Here is a 16,669-nt window from a genome sequence, read left to right as displayed (position 1 = left end):
GACGCCCGAAACCTCCAGAAAGGACCCGCATGGCGGAGCGCAAGAAGCTCATCCTGAACCTGTTCGAGATGAACACGGTCAGTCACATCACCCACGGGCTGTGGTCGTTGCCGGGGAACAACCGGCACCGGATCAACGACATCTCGTACTGGATCGAGCTCGCGCAGATCCTCGAGCACGGCGGATTCGACGGGGTCTTCCTCGCTGACGTCGTCGGTGCGTACGACGTGTTCCGGGGCGGCCCCGAGACCGCGATCCGCGAGGGGCTGCAGATCCCCTCAAACGATCCGCTGCTCGTCATCCCCGCCATGGCGGCCGTGACCGAGCGCCTGGGCTTCGGCGTCACGTTCTCGACCAGCTACGAGCCGCCGTTCTCGTTCGCCCGCCGCATGTCGACTCTCGATCACCTCACCCGGGGACGGGTGGGGTGGAACATCGTCACCTCGTACCTGCCGAACGCGGCCCGAAACTTCGGGCTGGCCGATGAGATCCCGCATGATCGCCGCTACGCGATCGCGGACGAGTTCCTCGACGTCGTCTACAAGCTGTGGGAGGGCTCGTGGGACGACGATGCGGTCATCGCGGATGTCGCGACCCGGACCTACACGGACCCGTCCAAGGTCCGCTACGTCGATCACGTGGGGGAGAACTTCCGCGTCGCGGGTCCCCACCTGAGCCAGCCCTCGCCGCAGCGCACGCCCGTCCTCTACCAGGCGACCGGATCGCCCGCCGGCATCGAGTTCGCCGGACGCCACGCGGAGCTCGTCTTCACGGGAGGGCGCTCGACGGCGGACTTCATCCGCAACGTCGAGCAGATGCGGGCGGCGGCCGCCCGCCAGGGGCGCGGCGCAGACGACCTCCGCTTCATCGTGCAGGCGGGCGTCGTCGTCGGTCGCACCGAGGACGAAGCGGCCGACAAGTGGCGGACGTACCGCGAGAACACGAGCGTCGACGGCATCCTCGCCCACGCCGGGTTCCCCTTCGACCCGACGGCCTTCCCCCGCGAGACCCTCGTCCGCGACGCCCTCGCGCAGGCGGGAGTCGCAGCGGATGCGGCGCCGCCGACCGGCCCCGACGCGACGATCGGGGAACTCCTCGACGGGATCGCCACGGGTCGTGAGGGCCGCTTCTTCGTTGCGGGGACTCCCACCGTCGTCGCCGATGAGATCGAACGGTGGCTCGACGAGGACGGCATCGACGGCATCAATCTGCGGCAGTACCACTCCTTCGACACCGCCCGCGATTTCGCCGAGCTCGTCGTGCCCGAGCTGCGCAAGCGCGGTCGCCTCCTCGAGGGCGGTCCGACCCTGCGCGAGCGTCTGTTCGGGCGCGGACCGCGCCTGCCCGAGAACCACATCGCGGCGCGCTACCGGGGCGGCGCGAACCTCGACGTCCCGGTGGCGCCGCTGTTCGGGTGAGCGCCGGCTGAAAAAACTTCTCTCGTGCTGCATCCGAGGCGGCCTGTCCGGCGGAACACCTAGTAGCGCCCGACATGTCCGCCGGGCGTGACTCTTCTCATCGAAGGAGCAACATGATGAACAAGAAGCTCGGAATCGCCCTCGCCACGGTGGTCGCGGGCGCGCTCGCCCTGACCGCATCCCCTGCCTCGGCCCATCAGGCGACCGCGCCGAAGGGGACCATCGTCGACGTCGCGGTCGCCGCCTCCGGCGGCGGCACCCCGGACGCGAACGGATCGGACTACGACATCCTCGTCCAGGCGCTCGTCACGACCGGTCTCGACAAGACCCTCGACGACCCGAACGCCACCTTCACCGTGTTCGCTCCGAACGACCGTGCGTTCGAGCGTCTCGTGACCGACCTGACGGGAACGGCGCCCACCTCCGAGAAGGCGGCGCTCACGGCGATCACCTCGACGTTCACGACCGACGAGATCAGCGACATCCTGCTGTACCACGTGGTCGCGGGCAAGAAGCTCTCGCCCCTCAAGGTCCTCTTCTCGCGCTCGATCGAGATGGCGAACGGCGGCACGATCGAGCCGCGCGGCATCATCCTGCGCGACGAGACGCCCGAGCTGAAGAACCCCAAGCTCGTCCTCCGCGCCATCAACATCCAGGCGTCGAACGGCGTCATCCACACGATCGACCGGGTCCTCGTCCCCGGCGCCTGACCGCTTTCCTCGAACGGCCCGTCCTCGGTGGAACCCACCGGTGGCGGGCCGTTCGCATGCGCCGGATGCCGGGGGTCAGCGCCCGAGCACGCGCCGCAGCCACCGCACCCGCGCGTCGCGCGCGTCGCGGGAGAGCGCGGCGTCGGGGGCGAGCGCGTCGAAGGCGTGGGCGCCGCCCGGCCAGACGTGGAGTTCGGCGTCACCGCCGGCGGCCCAGATGCGGCGCGCGTAGTCGACGTCCTCGTCGCGGAAGGTCTCGGCCGACCCGACCTCGATGAAGGTCGCGGGCAGGCCGCCCAGGTCGGCGGCGAGGGCGGGGGAGGCGTAGGCGGGCACCGCGTCGGCGTCGAGCGCGCCGAGATATGCCGCCCAGCCGGTCGCGTTGGCGCGGCGGTCCCATGCGCCGAGACCCTCCATCTGACGAGCGGATGCCGAGTCGTTGCGGTGATCGAGCATCGGATACACGAGCATCTGGCCGAGGGTGGCCGGGCCCCCGTGGTCGCGTGCGCGGAGCACCGCGCCGGCAGCCAGCCCGCCGCCCGCGCTCACCCCGTGCACGATGACGCGCGTGGGGTCGAGCCCCCACGCGGACCCCTCCCGTGCGACCCACTCCCAGCCGGCGTAGACGTCGTCGAGCGGGGCGGGGTAAGGGTTCTCGGGCGCGAGCCGGTACTCGACCGAGACGATCGCACAGCCGAGGTCGAGCGCCGTCGGTCCCAGGTCGGGGAGGACGTCGTGCGCACCGCCGACGACCATCCCGCCGCCGTGGATGTGGAACACCACGGGGAAGGGCCCCGGCTCGTCGCGAGGGGTGAGGACGGTCAGGCGCACCTCGGCGCCGTCGGCGGCGACCGTCCGGGCCGCGCGGTCCGCGAAGCGTCCGCCGAGCGTGTAGGCCTCGCGCGTCGGCGGGACGGCTCCGGCGCGGAGCGCGCTGATGTCGCTCGGGGCAAGACCGACGACGACGTCCTCGCCCTCCTCGAGCGCCCGGCGGACGTCGGGATCGAACGGGGGGTGCGGGATGCCGTGTGCGCTGGGGCTCCGTTGCTCCATGCTGATCCTCTCCACGCGGCGGGTGAGCCACGTGCTAAATCGCGTTAGCTCAGAGAGTAGCGGATGCCTCGCACCGGTTCTCGTTCAGTGCGCGTCGGTGACCGCGCGCACCGAGCCGCGGCTGCGGAGCGGCATCGGGAGGCGCTCGACCGACGCCGGGGACTCCGCGGGCGTGGTGAGCAGCATCTCGACGGCGCGCAGCCCGAGATCGAAGTGCGGGATCGCGAAGGTCGTCAGGCCGGGGTGCACCCAGCTCGCGAGCTGGTGGTCGTCGAACGAGACGATCGAGAAGTCGCCGGGCACGGTCAACCCCGCCTCGGACACGGCCTGGTACGCGCCGAATGCGATGCGATCGTTGAAGGCGATGATGGCGCCGGAGCGCACGCCGGTCGCGATGAGGTCCGCGGTCGCCTTCCAGCCGTCGGCGGGCAGCCAGATGCTCAGCTTGCGGCCGGAGGCGGGGGAGAGTCCCGCGCCCGTCAGTTCGTCGAGGATCCCCTCGAGGCGTTCCCGCCCGGCGATGGTGCTGCGGGGCACATCCGCCGGCGTCGGCCCCGCTCCGATGAGGTGGATGTCCCGGTGTCCGCGCTCGAGCAGCAGCCGCGCGGCGCGACGCCCGGCATCCAGCTCATCCGGGAGTATCGCGTGCGCGTTCTTCGCCGGCCCCTCGGGCAACGTGTTGAGCAGGACGACGTTCCGTCCGGCGAGGGCGGCGGGGACCGGACGCTCCCGGGTGAACATCGAGGCGAGGATGACGCCGTCGACCTGACGGTCGAGCATCGCGTCGATCAGGCGTTCGCGTTCGGTGTCGTCGCCCTCGTACTCGCCGATGAACAGCATGTGCCCGTGGCGACGGGCACCCTCGAGAGCGCCCTTGATCATGTCGCCGGCCAGCTGCGACGTCGCGACGGAGTCCGAGATGAACCCGAGCGTCCGGCTCGTGCCGCTGCGCAGTCCCGCAGAGATCATGTTCGGCCGGTAGCCGAGTTCGGCGGCCACGAGGCGCACGCGTTCCTGCGACGCCTCGGCGATCCGCATCTCATCGCCTCGGCCCGACAGGACGAGTGACGCGGTCGTGCGCGACATGCCCGCTGCGCGGGCGACGTCGGCGAGTGTCACCCGATTCCTCGTCACGGAGTCCTCCTGTCTCCCGCGATCCTAACGGCGGTGGGGGAGGCGCCGCGGCGCGGGGGCGCAAGCGGCTCCCGCCGGCGGATTGCGCGGACACGTCTCGGTCACGACACGGCTCCTGCCCATTGACACGTCGGGGATCGGTGGCGCATCATGACCTTGCTAACGCGATTTAGCACCGACTCACGTCGACGCTTTTCCTCCCGAACACCGTGGTTCTCTGAAAGGAGACAGTGATGTCTCGACTCACACAGCGCCCCCTCCGCCCGCTCATCCTCGCCGGTGTCCTCACCTCGCTCGCCGTGGCCGTCACCGCGTGCGCCCCTCCCGGAGGGACCGCGGCACCGCAGGCATCCTCGACCGCCGACTTCGGGGCGAACGGCCCCACGTGCGGTGACGAGGACGTCGTCCTCAGCGGCTACTTCGAGACCGGCTTCCCGCTGCCGAAGGACCTCACCGACGAGTTCACGAAGCAGTACCCGAACGTGACCTTCGACATCCGTGAGGACCAGTTCGCCGTCATCACGCAGAACGCACCGCGCGTCCTGCAGGACTCGCCGCCGGACCTCATGCGCCTGCCGCAGATGTCCGAGCTCGCCACCGACGGGCTCCTCCTCGACCTCGACCCCTACGCCGAAGCATTCGGCTGGACGACGTGGCCCGAATCGCAGCTCCAGCAGCTGCGGGTCGACGAGAACGGTCGTCGCGGCAGCGGCCCGCTCTACGCGCTCGGCCTCAACTACTCGATGACCGGCGTCTTCTACAACAAGAGCCTCGCCGAGAAGATCGGCATGACCGAGGCCCCGAAGACCCTCGACGAGTTCGACGCCGCGCTGAAGGCTGCGAAGGATGCCGGCATCACGCCGATCACACAGTTCAACGGCGGCGCGACCGGTGGTCTGGCCTTCCCGCTGCAGGCGCTCATGGCGTCCTATGGCGACCCGGCCAAGATCAACGACTGGATCTTCCAGCAGCCCGGCGCCTCCATCGACACCCCCGAGAACCTCGAGGCGGCAAAGCACCTCAAGAAGTGGATCGACGAGGGCTTCTTCGCCGACGACATCAACTCGCTCGACTACGCGCAGATGATGAGCCGCTTCATCGGTGGCGACTCGCTCTTCATGTTCGACGGCGACTGGGAGTCGGGCAACCTCGACACCCAGATGCCCGGCGAGGCCGGCTTCTTCCTCATGCCCCCGCGTGAAGAGGGCGGCCAGATCGGTGCGATGTCCGCTCCGCTGACCTACGGTGTCGCAGCCACGGCGAAGCACCCCGACTGCGCCGCGTTCTTCCTGAACTGGACCGCGACGAACGAGAAGGCCCGCACGATCGGCGTCGAGGTCGGCGGCTCGCACCCGATGGGCCCTGCGGACGCGTTCATGCCTCCCGTCAAGGAGGGCTCGACCACGGCTGCGACGCTCGCCGCCGGTGCTCAGCTGTCCGAGGCGAACGGTGCGATGGACTTCATCGCCAACGCGACCGGCGCGATCTACGCCCAGAGTTGGACGCCCAACCTGCAGAAGCTCGTCGCCGGCGAGCAGACCCCCGAGGGCCTCCTGTCGTCCGTGCAGTCCGACTACGAAAGCCAAATCGGGAACTGAGTGATGGTCTCTGCTCCTCCCGCTGCTGCGCCGGTGGTCTCCACCGGCGCAGCAGCGCTCGACTCGGCGGCGGCACAGCGCCGTCGCCGGCGGAAGTTCCGCGCCAGCCTCGCGGCGTACCTGCTGGTACTCCCCGCCGCGGGCTTCTACGTCTTCTTCGTGCTGCGTCCCATCGCCCTGTCGGCGCAGTACTCGTTCTACGAGTGGAACGGCATCGGTCCGGCGACGTGGGTCGGCTTCGCCAACTACGTCGAGGTCTTCAGCAACCCGAAGTTGACGGGCGCGATCGGCAACGCGTTCGAGCTGATCATCTACTTCAGCATCATCCCCGTCGGCATCGCCCTCGTCGCCGCGAACATGATCCGCGCGATCGCCGCGAGCCGACTGGCCGCCATCTCGCGGACCGTCCTCTTCCTGCCGCAGGTGATCCCGCTCGTCGCCGCCGGCATCATGTGGAGCTGGCAGCTGTCGACCAACGGGCTGGTCAACCAGCTCCTCGGTCTGTTCGGCCTCGGCGGGGTGACCCGCGCGTGGCTCGGCGACTTCTCGACCGCTCTTCCCGCCGTCGGCGTGATCGGCGCGTGGGTGCAGGTCGGACTCTGCCTCGTCCTCATCCTGGCGGGCATGACGAAGATCGATCCCGCGCTCTACGAAGCCGCCCGCATCGACGGCGCCGGTCCCATCCGCGAGTTCTTCAGCATCACGCTCCCGGGTGTCCGCCAGGAGGTCGCGGTGTGCGTCACGGTCACCGTCATCGCCGCGCTCGCGAGCTTCGACATCATCTACATCGCCACGCAGGGTGGCCCCGGCGACAGCACTCTCGTCCCGGGCCTCCAGATCTTCTATCTCGCGTTCTACCAGCGCGAGGTCGGAACGGCGTCGGCGTTCGCCATCGTCCTCATGGCCCTCGTCCTCCTCATCGTCCTGCCGCTGCAGCGCATCCTCCGAGGGAAAGAATCGTGATCGTCCGCGCACGCGAGAAGTGGCTCGGCCGCGTCTTGCTGATCATCCTGATGCTCGTCACGATCATGCCGTTCATCAGCCTCTTCGTGACCGCGCTCCACGCGCCGGGCACGTACCCCAGCGGACTCGAATGGCCGCCCGAGCCCCGGTGGGACAACTTCGTCACGGCGTTCCAGTCCGCGAACATGGCGGCGCTGCTCGGATCGAGCTTCCTCATCGAGATCGCCGTCGTCCCGGCGGCCGTGCTGTTCGCGACCCTCGCCGGGTTCGCGCTCGGCCACCTCCGTCCCGCCGGCGGGCGCATCGTGTTCGTCGCGTTCATCCTCGGCCTGACGCTCCCGTTCGAGGGCATCATCACGCCGCTGTACTTCCAGATCCGCGAGATGGGCCTGCTGAACACCCGGTGGGCGATCATCCTGCCGCTCATCGGGCTGTTCATGCCGTTCGCCGTCATGTGGATGCGGGCGCATTTCATCACGATGCCGGCCGACCTCTCGGAGGCGGCTCGCATGGACGGCGCGACGACGTGGCAGCTCTTCTGGCGCATCCACATCCCGCTGTCGGTTCCCGCGCTGTCGTCGCTGGCGATCCTGCTGTTCCTGTGGACCTGGAACCAGTTCCTGCTCGCGATCGTGCTCGTGAACGATCCCGAGAAGCGCACGATGGCCGGCGCTCTCGGCGCCTTCCAAGGGCAATACGGCACGGACATCCCGCTGCTGTGCGCCGGGTCGCTGCTCATCCTCACCCCGACGCTGATCATCTTCCTGATCTTCCAGCGGCACTTCGTCTCTGCTTTGATGCAGGGGTCGCTGAAGGGCTGACGTGGCGTTCTCTCTCGAGGCGCACTGGGTGTGGGACTTCTGGGTCGCTGACGACGGCGAGACGTTCCACCTGTACTACCTGCGCGCGCCGACCTCTCTCGGCGACCCGGACCTCCGCCACCGGAATGCGCGGATCGGGCATGCGACCTCAACGGATCTGACCGACTGGGCCGATCACGGCGAGGTGCTCGGCCCGGGGATCGCCGGCACGTTCGACGAGACGGCGACCTGGACCGGATGCGTCGTCCACGGCGACGACGGGCTGTGGCGCATGTTCTACACGGGGGCATCCTTCGTCGACGGATCGTCGCCTCGCAACGTCGAGGCGATCGGCATGGCGACCTCGGTCGACCTGCACACGTGGGACAAGCGCGACGGGTTCGTCCTCCGCGCCGCGGGGGAGTACTACGAGAAGCTCGGCGACACCTCGTGGCCCGACGAGGCGTGGCGCGATCCGTGGGTGTTCCGCGATCCCGCCGGCGACGGCTGGCACATGCTGATCACCGCCCGCGGCGCGGGCGGGTCGACCACCGGCGGGGGCGTCGTCGGGCACGCCTGGTCGCCTGATCTCGACACGTGGACGGTGCAGCCGCCCCTCACCGATCCGGCGCCGGCGTTCCCGCACCTCGAGGTGCTGCAGCTCGCTGAGCTCGACGGCACCCCCGTGCTCCTCTTCTGCGCCACGCGCTCCGACGGGGCCGACGGCGTGTGGGCGGTGCCCGCCGCGGCCGTGCCCACCGGCATCCGGATCGATGACGCACGGCTGATCCTGCCGGCGCCCGCCTACGCGGGGAGGATCGTCACCGACCGGGCGGGCATCCCCGTCCTCCTCGCCTTCACGCGCGACGAGACCGGAGCGCCCGTCGGCATCACCGACCCGGTCGCCGCCGATCCCCTCTGGCGCGCGTCGCGCAGTCTGGGATGATGGCGGCATGATCATCGCCGGTTTGGTGTTCGCGGCGCTCGGCGCCCTCATCCACGTCTACATCTTCTATCTCGAGTCCATCGCGTGGACCGGGGCCGCCGCGCGGCGCACTTTCGGGACAACCGACGCGACCGTCGAGATCACCAAGCCCTTCGCCTACAACCAGGGCTTCTACAACCTCTTCCTCGCGATCGCGGTCTTCCTCGGCATCGTCTTCGTCGCCACGGGCTCCACGGCGATCGGTGCGACGCTCGTGTTCGTCGGAGCCGGGTCGATGGTCGCGGCAGGGCTCGTGCTGCTGCTCTCGGACCGCTCGAAGGCGCGCGCGGCGCTCATCCAGCTCGCCGCTCCGCTCGTCGGCGTGATCCTGCTCGCGATCGGGCTGGCCCTCTGAGGTGAAGCTCGCCGTCGTCGGCGCGGGCAAGATCGTCGCCGAGTTCCTCCCGCACGCCCACGAGGTCCCCGGGCTCACCATCGCGGCCATCGTCGGACGGGCGACCAGCCGTGACAAGGCCGACGCCCTGGCGGCGGCCCACGGCATCCCGCTCGTCTACACCGATCTCGACGCCTGTCTCGCGGACCCCCGCGTCGACACCGTGTGGATCGCCGTGCCGAACGTGCTGCACGCGGATGTCGCCCGTCGCGCCCTCCTCGCCGGGAAGCACGTCGTCTGCGAGAAGCCGTTCGTGCTGCGGACGGCCGAACTCGCCGAGCTGCGCGTCCTGGCGGAAGATCGAGGCCTGATCCTTGTCGAGGCCATCAGCAACCAGTACCTCGCGAACGTCGCGTGGATGCGGGACAACCTCCACCGCCTCGGCGAGCTGCGGCTCGTGCAGTGCGAGTACTCGCAGTACTCGTCCCGCTACGACGCCTTCCGCTCCGGCGAGGTCCCGCCCGCGTTCGACCCCGCCGCGGGCGGCGGGGCACTGATGGACCTCGGCGTGTACGCCCTGCATCTCGTCGTCGGTCTGCTGGGCGCCCCCGGAACCGTGTCGTACACGCCGCGGATGGAGCGGGGTGTCGACACGTCAGGTGTCGCCGTCCTCGGCTACGGCGACGTCACGGCGGTCTGCGTGTGCGCGAAGGACTCGCCCGGGCCCTCCCGGACGAAGATCCAGGGAACGGAGGGCGCGATGGTGTTCGACGGCCCGCCGAACGAGATCCCCGTCGTCGAGCTGCATCTGCGCGACGGAACCCACGAGCGGATCGCCCTCGACCACGACCCGCACCGAATGACGGCCGAGTTCCGGGCGTTCGTCCGCATGATCGCCGAGGCGGACCTCGCCGAGCGCGATCGCCGCCTCGACCACAGCGCCGCCGTGCTCGACACCGCGGTGCGTGCGCTCGAGTCCGCCGGCATCCGCCTGGGCTGACGACGGCCGCGCAGTCCCGCGCCCGTACGCTCATCGGATCGGACGAGCGCGCGAGCGCCGTGATCGGTAGAGTGACGCCAGTCGTCACAGCCGAATGGGATCGGCGGACCGGGCTGGGGAGCCGAGCGATGCGCACGACACGGGGACTTTCGGTGGACGGATCACGCTCAGCCGACGCGCCTCAGGGTCGGGTCGACTGGGTGGACGCCGCGAAGGCGATCGCGATCATCATGGTCGTGTTCCTGCACACGGTGTTCAACCACGCGGGAAGCGGGGTCTCCGGCCACTGGGGTCAATTCGTCGGATTGCTCGACACGTTCCGCCTGCCGCTCTTCTTCTTCACCGCCGGCCTGTTCGCCGGCAGAGCCATCCGCTTGCCTCTCGTTGACCTCTTGCGTACCCGGATCTCGCACCTCGCCTGGGTCTACGTCCTCTGGTCGATCATCGCGGTCGTCGCCGTGCTGGTCCTGCCGCTGACCGGTGCCACGGACAGGCCGGCCGTGTTCTCGCTCCTGCTGATCCCGGTCATTCCGACGCCGGCGACCTGGTTCATCTGGGCACTGATCGTCCACTTCGTCGTCGCGTGGTTCGCCGTCCGCATCCCGGCAGCGGCCGCGCTCGGCATCGCCGTGGCGGTGAGTGTCGTGTTCGGGATGGGGCTCCTGACCACCGGATCCATCGAGATAGACAAGACCCTCTACAACCTCATTTTCTTCCTGCTCGCGGTGCAGACATCGACGCGGCTTCGGCCGATGATCGCGTCCGTGAGCATCTGGTGGGCGGCGGTCGCTGTCGCCGCATTCGCCGCCGCTGCCGCCTTTGTGGCGAAGTTCGCTCTCCTGGAGGTCGTGGGGGTCAGGCTCGCCCTGGGAGTCTTGGCCGTGGCGGCGGGGTGCCTCGCCGCGCGAGCGATGTCGGGACTGCGTGTCTTCTGGTGGATGTCCGTGCTGGGGAGGAACACGCTGCCGATCTACCTGCTGCACTGGTACGTCCTGCTGGTCGTGTATGCCGTCGTCAACCTCGCCTTCGCCGACGGAGCGGGCGCCCTGACGGACCTCCTTGCCCCCGTGATGACAGCGGTGACCATCGCCGGGTGCCTCGCCGTGCACCGTGTCACCCACTGGATTCCGGGCGTCTACGCTCGACCGGCGTGGCTCGTCCGAGTGCTGGAGCCCCGGAAGGGCCCGGCGCGGACGCGCTGATCCGCCGGCATCCGCCTGGGCTGACGACGGCCGCTAGCCTGGCGGCATGAGCGAACCCGTCCGAGCCGTGGCATCCATCGACTGGTCCGAGGGCACCTGGACCACGCCTCCGCGAGCCACGGAAGAACGTGAGGGGATGCTGCTGGTCACCGCCGAGGAGGGCAGCGACGCCTGGCGGCTCACCTCCTACGGGTTCGTGCACGACACCGAGCACGCGCTCCTCGCTCCGCTGCCCGACGACGCCGCGATGGAGGTCGAGTTCGACATCCCGTTCGAGGCGCAGTTCGACCAGGCGGGGCTCTTCGTCCGCGTCGACGCGACGCGGTGGGTCAAAGCCGGCATCGAGTTCGCAGACGGTGAGCTGAACCTCGGCGCCGTCGTCACGGACGGCATGTCGGACTGGTCCCTCGCCCCCGTCCCGCACTGGCGGGCAAGGCGGATCACCGTGCGCATCAGTCGGCAGGGCACCGCGCTGACCGTCCGGGCGGCGGCCGACGGCGAGCCGCTGCGGCTCGTGCGGGTCATCCCGTTCGCGGCGGACCTGGATGCCGCGGCGGGGCCGTTCGTCTGCGCGCCGAGTCGCGCTGGGCTCACCGTGCCGTTCACGGCCTGGCGCCGCGGCGCCGCCGACGCCGACCTGCACTGAGCCCGTCGGCAGGGGGAACGAGGGCCCCCGTGAGGATCCCGTGAGGACGCCGCCACCGGGCGTATGGATTCCGTGAGGAGGCCCGGCGCCGCCCTCGCGGAGGTGTTCCATCAGGGATGCGCCCCACCGGCGTGCCGGCCCGATCAGGGCCCGCATCCCTCGAAATCGGAGCCTCACTCGTGCTCGACATCGTCTACGTCCTGGGCGTCCTCGCTCTGTTCGTGATCATCGGTCTGTTCGCGAAGGCGGTGGATCGACTGTGATCGTCTTCGATCTGATCGCCGCCGTCCTCGGCGTCGCCGTCGTCGTCTACCTGTTCGTCGCACTCGTGAAGCCGGAGAAGTTCTGATGGAGTGGCTTCCCGCTGTCCTCACCCTCGCCACGCTCGCCCTCATCCTCGGGGTCGCCTACCGGCCCCTCGGCGACTACATGGCCTGGGTCTACTCGTCGCCGAAGGATGCCCGGGCCGAACGCGGTCTGTACCGGCTGATCGGCGTCGACCCGGCATCCGCCCAGACCTGGCAGGCGTACGCCCGCAGCGTCCTCGCCTTCTCGGCGGTCGGCGTCCTCATCGTCTACGCGCTGCAGCGCACCCAGCAGTGGCTGCCCTGGTCCCTCGGTCTCCCCGCGCCCAGTGAGCACCTGTCGTTCAACACGGCCGTCTCGTTCGTGACGAACACCAACTGGCAGTCGTACTCTCCCGAGCTGACCCTCGGCTACACGGTGCAGTTCGCCGGCCTCGCCGTGCAGAACTTCGTCTCGGGGGCCGTCGGCCTCGCCGTCGCCGTTGCCCTCGTCCGCGGCCTCGCCTTCCGCCGTAGCGGCACGATCGGCAACTTCTGGGTCGACCTGACCCGCGGGACGTTCCGCCTCCTGCTGCCTATCGCGGTCATCGCGGCGATCGTGCTGCTGGCCGGCGGCGTCATCCAGAACGTCACCGGATTCAGCGACGTCGCGACCGTCGTCGGTGGGGCTCAGAACATCCCCGGCGGCCCCGTCGCCTCCCAGGAGGCGATCAAGCTCCTGGGCACCAACGGCGGCGGATTCTTCAACGCCAACTCCGCGCACCCCTTCGAGAACCCGACCGGCTGGACGAACCTGTTCGAGGTCGTCCTCATGCTGATCATCCCGTTCTCGCTGCCGCGCACCTTCGGCACCATGCTCGGCGACAAGCGACAGGGCTATGCGATCCTCGGCGCGATGGGCTTCCTGTTCCTCGCCTCGACGCTCGCCCTGACGGCGTTCGAGCTCGCCGGTCGCGGCACCGCCCCCGCTCTCGCCGGCGCGGCGATGGAGGGCAAGGAGATGCGCTTCGGCATCGTCGGCTCGACGATCTTCGGGTCGACGAGCACGCTCACCTCGACCGGTGCGGTCGACTCGATGCACGACTCGTTCACCGCGCTCGGCGGGATGATGCCGATGCTCAACATGATGCTCGGCGAGCTCGCCCCCGGCGGCGTCGGATCGGGCCTCTACGGCATCCTCGTGATGGCGGTCATCGCGGTGTTCATCGCGGGCCTGCTCGTCGGGCGGACGCCCGAGTACCTGGGCAAGAAGATCGGTCCCCGCGAGATCAAGCTCGCGAGCATCTACATCCTGGTGACCCCGATCCTCGTGCTCGTCGGCACGGCGCTCAGCTTCGCCATCCCGGCTGTCCGCGATGACGTCACGACGACGTCGATCTGGAACCCCGGCATCCACGGCTTCAGCGAAGTGCTCTACGCGTTCACCTCGGCCGCCAACAACAACGGTTCCGCGTTCGCGGGTATCACGGCCAACACACCGTGGCTCAACACGGCGCTCGCCGTCGCGATGCTGCTCGGGCGCTTCGTCCCGATCGTGCTGGTCCTCGCCCTCGCGGGCTCGTTCGCCGCGCAGGACAGGATCCCCGCGACGGCCGGCACGCTCCCGACGCATCGACCGCTGTTCGTCGGTCTCCTCGTCGGCGTGATCCTCATCGTGACCGCTCTCACCTACTTCCCCGTACTCGCGCTGGGTCCCCTGGCAGAAGGACTGATCTGACCCATGTCCACACCTCTCCGCTCCGAAGCCCCGGCTTCCTCCGCTCCTTCCGCCGCGTCCGCGTCGGCGACCCGGCGCGGCATCGACGGCGCCGCGATCGCGGCCGCCCTGCCCGGCGCGTTCCGCAAGCTCGACCCGCGTGCCCAGTGGCGCAACCCCGTCATGTTCATCGTGTGGCTCGGCGCCGCGCTGACCACCGCCCTCGCCATCGCCGAGCCGTTCACGGGCGGGCCGTCGGATTCCGGTGGTACCCCCGTCCCTGTCTCGTTCACGGCGGTCATCGCGGTGTGGCTGTGGCTGACGGTGCTCTTCGCGAACGTCGCCGAATCGGTCGCCGAAGGCCGTGGCAAGGCGCAGGCCGAGACGCTCCGAAAGACCCGCACGAGCACGGTGGCGCACCGCGTGGCCGGCTACGACGCGCAGTCGGATGTCGCCGCTGAGCGCGTCACGATCGATGACGTCTCGTCGGCCGACCTCACACTCGGCGATGTCGTCGTCGTCGCGGCCGGCGACCTGATCCCCGGCGACGGCGACGTGGTCCACGGCATCGCCTCGGTCGACGAGTCGGCCATCACGGGCGAATCGGCCCCCGTCATCCGTGAGTCCGGTGGTGACCGCAGCGCGGTCACGGGCGGTACCCGCGTGCTGTCGGACCGGATCGTCGTACGGATCACGTCCAAGCCCGGCGAGACCTTCGTCGACCGGATGATCGCCCTCGTCGAGGGCGCCGCCCGGCAGAAGACCCCGAACGAGATCGCGCTCAACATCCTGCTCGCGAGCCTGTCGATCATCTTCGTGGTGGTGGCCCTCATCCTGAACCCCGTCGCCTCGTACGCGGCGGCACCGGTCAGCATCCCCGTCCTCGTCGCCCTCCTCGTCTGCCTCATCCCGACGACGATCGGCGCGCTCCTGTCGGCCATCGGCATCGCCGGCATGGACCGCCTCGTGCAGCGCAACGTCCTCGCGATGTCGGGTCGTGCCGTCGAGGCAGCCGGCGACGTGACGACGCTGCTGCTCGACAAGACCGGCACCATCACGTACGGCAACCGCCAGGCATCCGAGTTCGTCCCGCTCGATGGGATGGCGCAAGCCGAGCTCACCCGCGCCGCCGCGCTGTCGTCGCTGGCCGACCCCACCCCCGAGGGCAGCTCGATCGTCGACCTCGCGGTCCGCCGCGGCGTCGACGTGACGGGTGAATCCCAGGGCGTCATCGTGCCCTTCACGGCGCAGACCCGCATGAGCGGTCTCGACCTGCCCGACGGCTCGTCCATCCGCAAGGGCGCCGGTTCGGCGATCATCGGGTGGCTCGAGCAGGACGGCTCGCCGCTGCCTGCTGATGTACGGACCGACCTCACGGCGCGCACCGAGGAGATCTCGCAGTCCGGCGGGACTCCGCTGGTGGTCGCGACGAAGGATGCCGCCGGCACCGGTCGCGTGCTCGGCGTCGTCCACCTGAAGGACGTCGTGAAGGACGGCCTCAGCGAACGCTTCGCCGAGCTCCGCTCGATGGGCATCCGGACGGTCATGATCACGGGCGACAACCCGCTGACGGCGGCCGCCATCGCCAAGGAAGCGGGCGTCGACGACTTCCTCGCCGAGGCGACGCCCGAGGACAAGCTCGCCTACATCCGCAAGGAGCAGGAGGGCGGCAACCTCGTCGCGATGACCGGTGACGGCACCAACGACGCGCCCGCCCTCGCGCAGGCCGACGTGGGTGTCGCGATGAACTCGGGAACGTCGGCCGCAAAGGAGGCCGGCAACATGGTCGACCTCGATTCCGACCCGACGAAGCTCATCGACATCGTCCGCATCGGCAAGCAGCTGCTCATCACGCGCGGCGCGCTCACGACGTTCTCGATCGCGAACGACATCGCCAAGTACTTCGCCATCATCCCGGCGATGTTCATGGGCGTGTTCCCGCAGCTGGGGGCCCTGAACATCATGGGGCTGCACTCGCCGGCATCCGCTGTCCTGTCGGCCATCGTGTTCAATGCGCTCGTCATCATCGCCCTCATCCCGCTGGCCCTCCGCGGTGTGCGGTACCGGCCGGGCGGTGCCTCATCGATCCTCGGCCGCAACCTCGCCGTCTACGGCCTGGGCGGTGTCGTCGCCCCCTTCATCGGGATCTGGCTGATCGACCTGCTCGTCCGCCTCATCCCCGGCTTCTGATCCGAAGGACATCCCCGTCATGAACAGCTCGTCCCGCGCCACCGGGCGCACCGTCCTCGTCTCGATCCGCGCGATGGTGGTCCTCACCCTCATCCTCGGCCTCGGGTACACCGCCCTCATCACCCTGGTCGGACAGGTCGCCCTGCCCGCCCAGGCGAACGGCTCCCTCGTCCGGGACGCGTCGGGTGAGGTCGTCGGTTCGTCCCTCATCGGCCAGTCCTTCACGGATGCCGACGGTGCCGCACTCCCCGAGTACTTCCAGTCCCGCCCGTCCGCCGCGGGCGACGGCTACGACGGCGGCGCCTCGTCGGGCTCGAACCTCGGCCCCGAGAACACCGACCTCATCTCGTCGATCACCGAGCGGAAGACCGCGATCGCCGAGCGGGAAGGCGTCGCCGAGTCGGAGGTGCCCGCCGATGCGGTGACCGCCTCCGGCTCCGGACTCGACCCGCACATCAGCCCCGCGTACGCTTCGATCCAGGTCGACCGCGTCGCCCGGGCCCGGAACCTCCCGGTCGACGAGGTGCGCACGCTCGTCGCCGAGCACACCCAGGGTCCCGACCTCGGGTACCTCGGCGGGTCGACCGTCAACGTGGTGGAACTCAATCTGGCGCTCGACCGGCTAGGAGGCTGAC

At 69.6% G+C, this 16,669-nt stretch carries 17 protein-coding genes; 15 read left to right on the top strand and 2 right to left on the bottom strand.

Translation table 11 applies throughout. The features are described from left to right. The first annotated feature begins 29 nt into the window (after positions 1-29). The gene (locus BLR68_RS13365; RefSeq protein ID WP_018185571.1) at positions 30-1,418 is read left to right on the top strand and encodes an NtaA/DmoA family FMN-dependent monooxygenase; all 1,389 of its coding nucleotides are present in this window, start codon (positions 30-32) and stop codon (positions 1,416-1,418) included. A gap of 113 nt (positions 1,419-1,531) precedes the next feature. Further along, positions 1,532-2,128: a fasciclin domain-containing protein gene (locus BLR68_RS13360; protein ID WP_018185570.1), complete on the top strand. Its 597-nt coding sequence runs from the start codon at positions 1,532-1,534 to the stop codon at positions 2,126-2,128. Between the two features lie 75 nt (positions 2,129-2,203). Here the strand turns inward: BLR68_RS13360 and BLR68_RS13355 are convergent, their stop codons facing one another. Both BLR68_RS13355 and BLR68_RS13350 read right to left on the bottom strand, forming a co-directional pair. Next, complete coding sequence (locus BLR68_RS13355) at positions 2,204-3,181, bottom strand: alpha/beta hydrolase (RefSeq protein WP_018185569.1); 978 nt, start codon at positions 3,179-3,181, stop codon at positions 2,204-2,206. An 84-nt stretch (positions 3,182-3,265) separates the two neighbouring features. Beyond that, the gene (locus BLR68_RS13350) at positions 3,266-4,300 is read right to left on the bottom strand and encodes a LacI family DNA-binding transcriptional regulator (protein WP_018185568.1); all 1,035 of its coding nucleotides are present in this window, start codon (positions 4,298-4,300) and stop codon (positions 3,266-3,268) included. Positions 4,301-4,548: 248 nt separating this feature from the next. Here BLR68_RS13350 and BLR68_RS13345 point away from each other — a divergent pair, with 248 nt between their 5' ends. From BLR68_RS13345 to kdpC, 13 genes are all read left to right on the top strand, one after another. Next, on the top strand, positions 4,549-5,913 hold the full coding sequence (locus BLR68_RS13345) for an ABC transporter substrate-binding protein (protein ID WP_018185567.1): 1,365 nt from the start codon (positions 4,549-4,551) through the stop codon (positions 5,911-5,913). A 3-nt stretch (positions 5,914-5,916) separates the two neighbouring features. Continuing rightward, the gene (locus BLR68_RS13340) at positions 5,917-6,876 is read left to right on the top strand and encodes a carbohydrate ABC transporter permease (RefSeq protein ID WP_018185566.1); all 960 of its coding nucleotides are present in this window, start codon (positions 5,917-5,919) and stop codon (positions 6,874-6,876) included. Further along, the gene (locus tag BLR68_RS13335) at positions 6,873-7,697 is read left to right on the top strand and encodes a carbohydrate ABC transporter permease (protein ID WP_018185565.1); all 825 of its coding nucleotides are present in this window, start codon (positions 6,873-6,875) and stop codon (positions 7,695-7,697) included. Before BLR68_RS13340 ends, BLR68_RS13335 begins: the two co-directional genes overlap by 4 nt. 1 nt (position 7,698) lies before the next feature. Further along, entirely contained in the window at positions 7,699-8,622 is a 924-nt protein-coding gene (locus tag BLR68_RS13330) for a glycoside hydrolase family 68 protein (RefSeq protein ID WP_018185564.1), read from the top strand. Between the two features lie 7 nt (positions 8,623-8,629). After that, positions 8,630-9,016, top strand: a complete 387-nt coding sequence (locus tag BLR68_RS13325; RefSeq protein ID WP_018185563.1) for a DUF1304 domain-containing protein — start codon at positions 8,630-8,632, stop codon at positions 9,014-9,016. Between the two features lies 1 nt (position 9,017). After that, the gene (locus BLR68_RS13320; protein ID WP_018185562.1) at positions 9,018-9,995 is read left to right on the top strand and encodes a Gfo/Idh/MocA family protein; all 978 of its coding nucleotides are present in this window, start codon (positions 9,018-9,020) and stop codon (positions 9,993-9,995) included. A 152-nt stretch (positions 9,996-10,147) separates the two neighbouring features. Further along, positions 10,148-11,197, top strand: a complete 1,050-nt coding sequence (locus tag BLR68_RS13315) for an acyltransferase family protein (RefSeq protein WP_018185561.1) — start codon at positions 10,148-10,150, stop codon at positions 11,195-11,197. A 46-nt stretch (positions 11,198-11,243) separates the two neighbouring features. Next, a complete protein-coding gene (locus tag BLR68_RS13310; RefSeq protein ID WP_018185560.1) occupies positions 11,244-11,843 on the top strand; it encodes a DUF1349 domain-containing protein in 600 nt (199 codons plus the stop codon). A 116-nt stretch (positions 11,844-11,959) separates the two neighbouring features. Continuing rightward, entirely contained in the window at positions 11,960-12,106 is a 147-nt protein-coding gene (locus BLR68_RS18010) for a hypothetical protein (RefSeq protein ID WP_018185559.1), read from the top strand. After that, a complete protein-coding gene (gene kdpF / locus BLR68_RS13305; RefSeq protein WP_018185558.1) occupies positions 12,103-12,192 on the top strand; it encodes a K(+)-transporting ATPase subunit F in 90 nt (29 codons plus the stop codon). The genes BLR68_RS18010 and kdpF overlap by 4 nt, the downstream gene beginning before the upstream one ends. Then, positions 12,192-13,865 carry a potassium-transporting ATPase subunit KdpA gene (gene kdpA / locus BLR68_RS13300; RefSeq protein ID WP_018185557.1) on the top strand — a complete coding sequence of 558 codons (1,674 nt, stop codon included), beginning with the start codon at positions 12,192-12,194 and terminating at the stop codon, positions 13,863-13,865. Before kdpF ends, kdpA begins: the two co-directional genes overlap by 1 nt. 3 nt (positions 13,866-13,868) lie before the next feature. Then, positions 13,869-16,034, top strand: a complete 2,166-nt coding sequence (gene kdpB, locus BLR68_RS13295) for a potassium-transporting ATPase subunit KdpB (RefSeq protein WP_018185556.1) — start codon at positions 13,869-13,871, stop codon at positions 16,032-16,034. A gap of 19 nt (positions 16,035-16,053) precedes the next feature. Next, positions 16,054-16,668 carry a K(+)-transporting ATPase subunit C gene (gene kdpC, locus BLR68_RS13290; RefSeq protein ID WP_018185555.1) on the top strand — a complete coding sequence of 205 codons (615 nt, stop codon included), beginning with the start codon at positions 16,054-16,056 and terminating at the stop codon, positions 16,666-16,668. The last annotated feature ends 1 nt before the right edge of the window (position 16,669 follow it).

It is taken from the genome of Microbacterium sp. 77mftsu3.1 (assembly GCF_900100525.1).
In the GTDB taxonomy this organism is placed as follows: domain Bacteria; phylum Actinomycetota; class Actinomycetes; order Actinomycetales; family Microbacteriaceae; genus Microbacterium; species Microbacterium aquilitoris.
Note: the sequence above shows the minus strand (reverse complement) of the source record. Positions and strands in the feature narration are given on the sequence as shown.

What these genes read in the sequence shown, in the direction of transcription:
- BLR68_RS13325 (WP_018185563.1), top strand. Translation starts at nt 8,630, where the DNA reads ATGATCATCGCCGGTTTGGTGTTCGCGGCGCTCGGCGCCCTCATCCAC.
- BLR68_RS13355 (WP_018185569.1), bottom strand. Translation starts at nt 3,181, where the DNA reads ATGGAGCAACGGAGCCCCAGCGCACACGGCATCCCGCACCCCCCGTTC.
- kdpB (WP_018185556.1), top strand. Translation starts at nt 13,869, where the DNA reads ATGTCCACACCTCTCCGCTCCGAAGCCCCGGCTTCCTCCGCTCCTTCC.
- kdpA (WP_018185557.1), top strand. Translation starts at nt 12,192, where the DNA reads ATGGAGTGGCTTCCCGCTGTCCTCACCCTCGCCACGCTCGCCCTCATC.
- BLR68_RS13340 (WP_018185566.1), top strand. Translation starts at nt 5,917, where the DNA reads ATGGTCTCTGCTCCTCCCGCTGCTGCGCCGGTGGTCTCCACCGGCGCA.
- BLR68_RS13345 (WP_018185567.1), top strand. Translation starts at nt 4,549, where the DNA reads ATGTCTCGACTCACACAGCGCCCCCTCCGCCCGCTCATCCTCGCCGGT.
- kdpC (WP_018185555.1), top strand. Translation starts at nt 16,054, where the DNA reads ATGAACAGCTCGTCCCGCGCCACCGGGCGCACCGTCCTCGTCTCGATC.
- BLR68_RS13360 (WP_018185570.1), top strand. Translation starts at nt 1,532, where the DNA reads ATGATGAACAAGAAGCTCGGAATCGCCCTCGCCACGGTGGTCGCGGGC.
- BLR68_RS13365 (WP_018185571.1), top strand. Translation starts at nt 30, where the DNA reads ATGGCGGAGCGCAAGAAGCTCATCCTGAACCTGTTCGAGATGAACACG.
- BLR68_RS13310 (WP_018185560.1), top strand. Translation starts at nt 11,244, where the DNA reads ATGAGCGAACCCGTCCGAGCCGTGGCATCCATCGACTGGTCCGAGGGC.
- BLR68_RS18010 (WP_018185559.1), top strand. Translation starts at nt 11,960, where the DNA reads ATGCGCCCCACCGGCGTGCCGGCCCGATCAGGGCCCGCATCCCTCGAA.